General features: G+C 40.5%; 5 protein-coding genes. All 5 read right to left on the reverse strand.

What is annotated here, in order from left to right:
- Nucleotides 1-451, reverse strand: a 451-nt coding sequence (locus HMPREF2795_RS05485; RefSeq protein ID WP_075228418.1) for a GNAT family N-acetyltransferase, incomplete at its 3' end; no start/stop codon positions are given.
- 37 nt (nt 452-488) lie between these two features.
- Nucleotides 489-629 (reverse strand): hypothetical protein, encoded by a 141-nt coding sequence (locus HMPREF2795_RS10610; protein ID WP_000521611.1) that lies wholly within the window; start codon nt 627-629, stop codon nt 489-491.
- Between the two features lie 11 nt (nt 630-640).
- Nucleotides 641-2,848, reverse strand: a complete 2,208-nt coding sequence (nrdD, locus tag HMPREF2795_RS05490) for an anaerobic ribonucleoside-triphosphate reductase (protein ID WP_000636183.1) — start codon at nt 2,846-2,848, stop codon at nt 641-643.
- Nucleotides 2,849-2,966: 118 nt separating this feature from the next.
- Nucleotides 2,967-4,520: a hypothetical protein gene (locus tag HMPREF2795_RS05495; protein WP_001103724.1), complete on the reverse strand. Its 1,554-nt coding sequence runs from the start codon at nt 4,518-4,520 to the stop codon at nt 2,967-2,969.
- Between the two features lie 44 nt (nt 4,521-4,564).
- Nucleotides 4,565-4,699, reverse strand: coding sequence for a hypothetical protein (locus HMPREF2795_RS10910; protein ID WP_000958549.1), 135 nt, complete (start codon nt 4,697-4,699; stop codon nt 4,565-4,567).
- Nucleotides 4,700-4,830 lie beyond the last annotated feature (131 nt).

Below are 4,830 nucleotides of genomic sequence, written 5' to 3' on the forward strand. Positions count from 1 at the left end.
ACTCTCCACCATTAGCTAAGATAACAGCTCGGCTGGCAGGATTTTCTGCGCTACAAGTCACCAGAGCACGATGGATGTTCTTTTCTTTAGCCACTTGTAGACCTTGACGGAGAGCTTCCTTGGCGTAGCCCTTGCCTCTTTCGGAAGGGCGGATAGAATAGCCAATATGGCCAGCATGATTCAGCAAGCCCTCATTTAGTCTCAGCCGTAGATTCAAAAAACCTAAAGCACGGCCTGATTCATCAAACAAAACGAACTGAATTGATGGAACGCGATTTTCCAGCAATCCTATTCCCATTTCTTTATTTCGGCCAGTTTCTAGCCAGTCCTCGTAAGAGAAATTCTCAATATCCCAAAATCCGCCATTGTGGGTCGATTGGGTCTCTTCAAACTCCTCTATCATATCTACAACAGCTTCCTTATCTGCCAATCTTGGTCTGCGTAATATCATCTTTACCTCCAACTAAGAGAAAAGCGAGAGCGGACTCTCACTTTTTCTTATTCTTATTTAAAAATTGCTCTCTTAGGCTAGCCACTCGGTCTTTTTTATTGACTCCACCCTTTGAATGTTTTTCGTGGAATCGTTGTACCAAGGCCTTGCCCTTATCATCTAATTGATATTTGCCCATTCTATCTCTTTCTAATTTCTTACTTCATGCCCTGCTGTTTTAATAGTAGAACCGTTCATGTGTTTGACACGCGCAGCAATTTCCTTATGACGTCCATTCACCATCGGACGCGCTTGCGGATTTCCAAGATAGCCACAGGTCCGTTTAACAACATCTACTGTTTTAGGATCACTATTGCCACAGTTAGGACATGCAAAACCTCTCTCAGTTGGATCAAAATCTCCTTCAAAATCACACTTGTAGCAACGATCAATCGGAGTATTAGTTCCTAGATAACCTACTCGATCATAAGCATAGTCCCAAACAGCTTCCAAGGCCTTTGGATTTTGTTGAAGAACTGGATACTCACAGTAGTGGATAAAGCCACCTGATGCACCCGCTTCTGGATAAACCTTCTCGAACTCCAATTTTTCAAAAGGAGTTGGATTTTTACGTACATCATAATGGAAGGAATTTGTGTAGTATTCTTTATCAGTAATGTCTGGAATAGAGCCAAATTTCTCTGTATCCAGGCGACAGAAGCGGTCTGTTAAACTTTCAGATGGTGTCGAATAAATAGAGAAATGATAACCATATTGGTCAGACCACTCTTCTACGCGACGTTTCATATCGCGAATAATATCAAGGGTGAACTCTTTGGCTTCCGGATTGTTTTCCCAATTACTACCAAAGAAGACAGTCGCCACTTCATACAAGCCGATATAGCCCAGAGAAATAGTTGCACGGCGATTCTTGAAGAGTTGATCAACACTTTCTTCTTTTCCAAGACGGCGTCCGAAGGCTCCATATTGATAAAGAATTGGTGCATTAGCTGGAGTGGCTTCCTTGGTTCTTTCCACACGATAAACCAAGGCATCTTCTGCGATATTCATACGCTCATTGAAGATTTCCCAGAACTTGTTCATGTCTCCTTCGGATTCAAGAGCGATACGAGGAAGATTGACCGTCACTACACCTAGGTTCATCCGACCAGAATTGACTTCTACTCCATTTTCATCCTTCCATCCTTGAAGGAAAGAACGACAACCCATCGGTACCTTGAAAGAACCAGTCAACTCGACAATCTTATCGTAAGATAAAACATCCGGATACATGCGCTTAGTTGCGCACTCAAGAGCCAACTGCTTGATGTCGTAGTTAGGAGAGCCTTCCTCTAAGTTAAGACCTCTTTTAAGAGTAAAGATGAGTTTAGGGAAGATGGCTGTACGGTGTTCTGAACCAAGCCCCTTGATACGAATGTTCAGGATTGCCTTTTGAATTTCGCGTTCAAAACGATTGGTTCCTAGACCGAAACCAAGGGAAGTAAAGGGTGTTTGCCCATTTGATGTAAAGAGAGTGTTAATCTCGTACTCTAAAGATTGCATGGCATCATAGATGTCTTTTTGAGTTTTCTTCCAGGCGTATTCTTCGCGTTTATCAGGTAGAACCCATTCCTCAGCATCTTTGAGGTGTTTTTGGTAATTTTTTTCTGCATAAGGAGCCAAGACTTCATCAATACGGTCTGCTGAACAGCCTCCATACTGACTTGATGCAACGTTGGCGATGATTTGTGAAATCTGCGCTGTCGCAGTTTGGATAGACTTCGGACTCTCTACCTCAGCATTCCCAATCTTAAAACCATTTTCCAACATGCCCTTGAAATCAATCAGACAGCAGTTGGTCATCGGGGTGTAAGGGCTATAGTCCAAATCGTGATAGTGGATATCCCCTTTTTGGTGGGCATTAGCTACATGCTTAGGAAGCATTTGAAGACCGATGGATTTTCCAACAATTCCTGCCGTCAAATCACGCTGGGTATTAAAAACATCACTATCTTTATTAGCATTCTCATTGACAACTGCCTGGTCTTTGTTGAGAAGTTTATGGATACTGAAGTTGATATCTGTTGCTTTTGAGCGCTCAAAATCCCTTTGAGTTCGGTAAGTGATATATTCCTCTGCCAAGGCATATTCTTTAGCTTCCAATAACTCATGTTCTACGATATTTTGGATTTCATAGATTTTTACACCTTGAGGAAAGCGACTATGAATCTCTTCTACAATACGTTCAACTAGAGTATTAAGACGCTTTTCGACCAAGGGGGTTACATCCATGACTTTTTCCGCAGCCTTGTGCAAGGCTTTGTCAATCTTATCTACATCAAAAATGACGCGTCTACCGTCACGCTTTTCGACGAATAAGGTTGGATCAGGGTTTGTTTTCTCTTCTAATACAATCATATCCAGGCTCTTTTCTTAAATTTTCTTTCTTAAAGTATTATATCACTATAAAAATAAAAATCAATATCTAGTAGCAAAATTCATATTTTCATAAAATTTACACTAGATATTGATTATTTTATTTTAATTTGTAAAGTTTAAAGTCTTTGAATTCACTTTGAACTGGTTGATAACTTTCTGCCAGAAGCTGTTCTACTTCTGTCCAGAGAGCTGTTTTGGTATTGACCACAATCACTTTAGGCTGATTATCACGTAAATCATTGACAAGTTTGCTACGATTTGCATCAAGGCCAGTATATAATTTTGGTGATAACAACTGACTAGCTGCTAAACGTTCACTAGTCTTATAACCATTAGTAAGATCATCCCATATATAAATACGATCTGTTGCCTGTGTTTGTCCTTTAACCGTAGTTTCTATACGAGTTCGTTCTTGATATTGTTCTGAGTGAAGAACATAACGAGCTACCAGAGGAGCAAAAAATAGGTAGGCCAAAGCTAACACTGGCAAATAGACATTACCCTGAAGAAATATTGCCCATATTGAAGGTACTTCTCGATGTCTTCTACGGCGATTGGCTCCTTCTAATTCCCCAGTTCGAATGTGAGTCAATAGAAGAATGGACAAGAAAGGAAGAAAAGTAGCTAGACGACTACCGTGAATCGGTTCTGTAGAGAAAATTTCCAATCCTAGTAACAATAGGATTGCTACTGAAGCAAAAATAGATAAGACGTATTGCTTGCTTGGCTTAGACTGGAAAAGCCCTGTAAATACGAATCTTAATCCTCCAAGACCAATTGTTAACAATCCATAAAAAAGGAGGTTGTCTAGCAAGAACGGATCGGACATAAACTTCAAACTATCTACTGGATAGAGAATTTGACTAATAGCATTCCCGAAACTCCCATTATAAGCCGTATAGTAACCAATTGGATAAAAGAAAAGTGAGAACCCAAGACCAGCTGCAAAGAATTGATAGAGTCCATGAATCAAGCGACCACGCCCGATATTAAAGGCTAACAAAGCAAAGAACAAGACCAGAGCATATAGAGCTGTGACTAGAGGGGCAAAGAAAAATGCTAGAGCCAGGCTAATCCCAATACGCACAAAACCTTTGTCATGATTATACTCTACCAAATACCTTGTTACTAAACTGAGAGCGTAAAATAGGAATGGAAGGGCCAAAATGGTGGCATAGCCACCGCCAAAGCTAAGTCCTCCAGCAAGAAGATAAAAGATAGTCAATACTTGTTGCGACTGCTTGTTCTCCTCCGTCAAGGTATAAGTTGAACGGAAAAGAAAAATCCCAGCACCCACTAGAGCAAGCCAAGTAAAGGCTGCAAACAAAATACTACCCTTGCTTAGATACTGTAAAAAGTAATAGAGAAGACCACTCGTTCCAAAATAGTCTGTGTAGATATCTCCACCCTGGTGCATCGCCCATCCCATATAAAAATCTTGTGCCTGCTCTGAGCTAGTTAGTCCTAGCAAAAAAGGAAGAACTACAGATACAAGTACAACTAGAGTGCTCCAGATTAGGATCTTAAATAATGGTAAGGGAGCAAACGGACTTGAATCATCCTCGAAGCGCTCCTCTCTTCCAACTAAATCATCCTGAATTCCCGTCCAAGATGGAGTTGGTTCCTCTTCTAATCTGCCATATACGTTCATTCATTCTCTCCTATGTTTTAATTTGTTCTAGTATATCAAAAAGTCTAGAGCTTGTCAGCCTGTGGTGGCCATTTGTCTAACTTTTGACAGAGATTAGCGAAGCGCTCAATCTCATAAAAACGATGATAGGAAGCATTTTTATAGTGGTCTAAAAAATTTTTTTCTTCTACCGTCAGCATAATCATTCCTCCTTTTCTCTTTATTCGAAAATAGAGGACGATTCTATCAAAAAAGCTGAATTCCCTAAAAGAGAATTCAGCACTTTGTCTTTATACTAATTCAAACCACGTCAGCGTCGCCTTACCGTACT

It is taken from the genome of Streptococcus sp. HMSC056C01 (assembly GCF_001811305.1).
In the GTDB taxonomy this organism is placed as follows: domain Bacteria; phylum Bacillota; class Bacilli; order Lactobacillales; family Streptococcaceae; genus Streptococcus.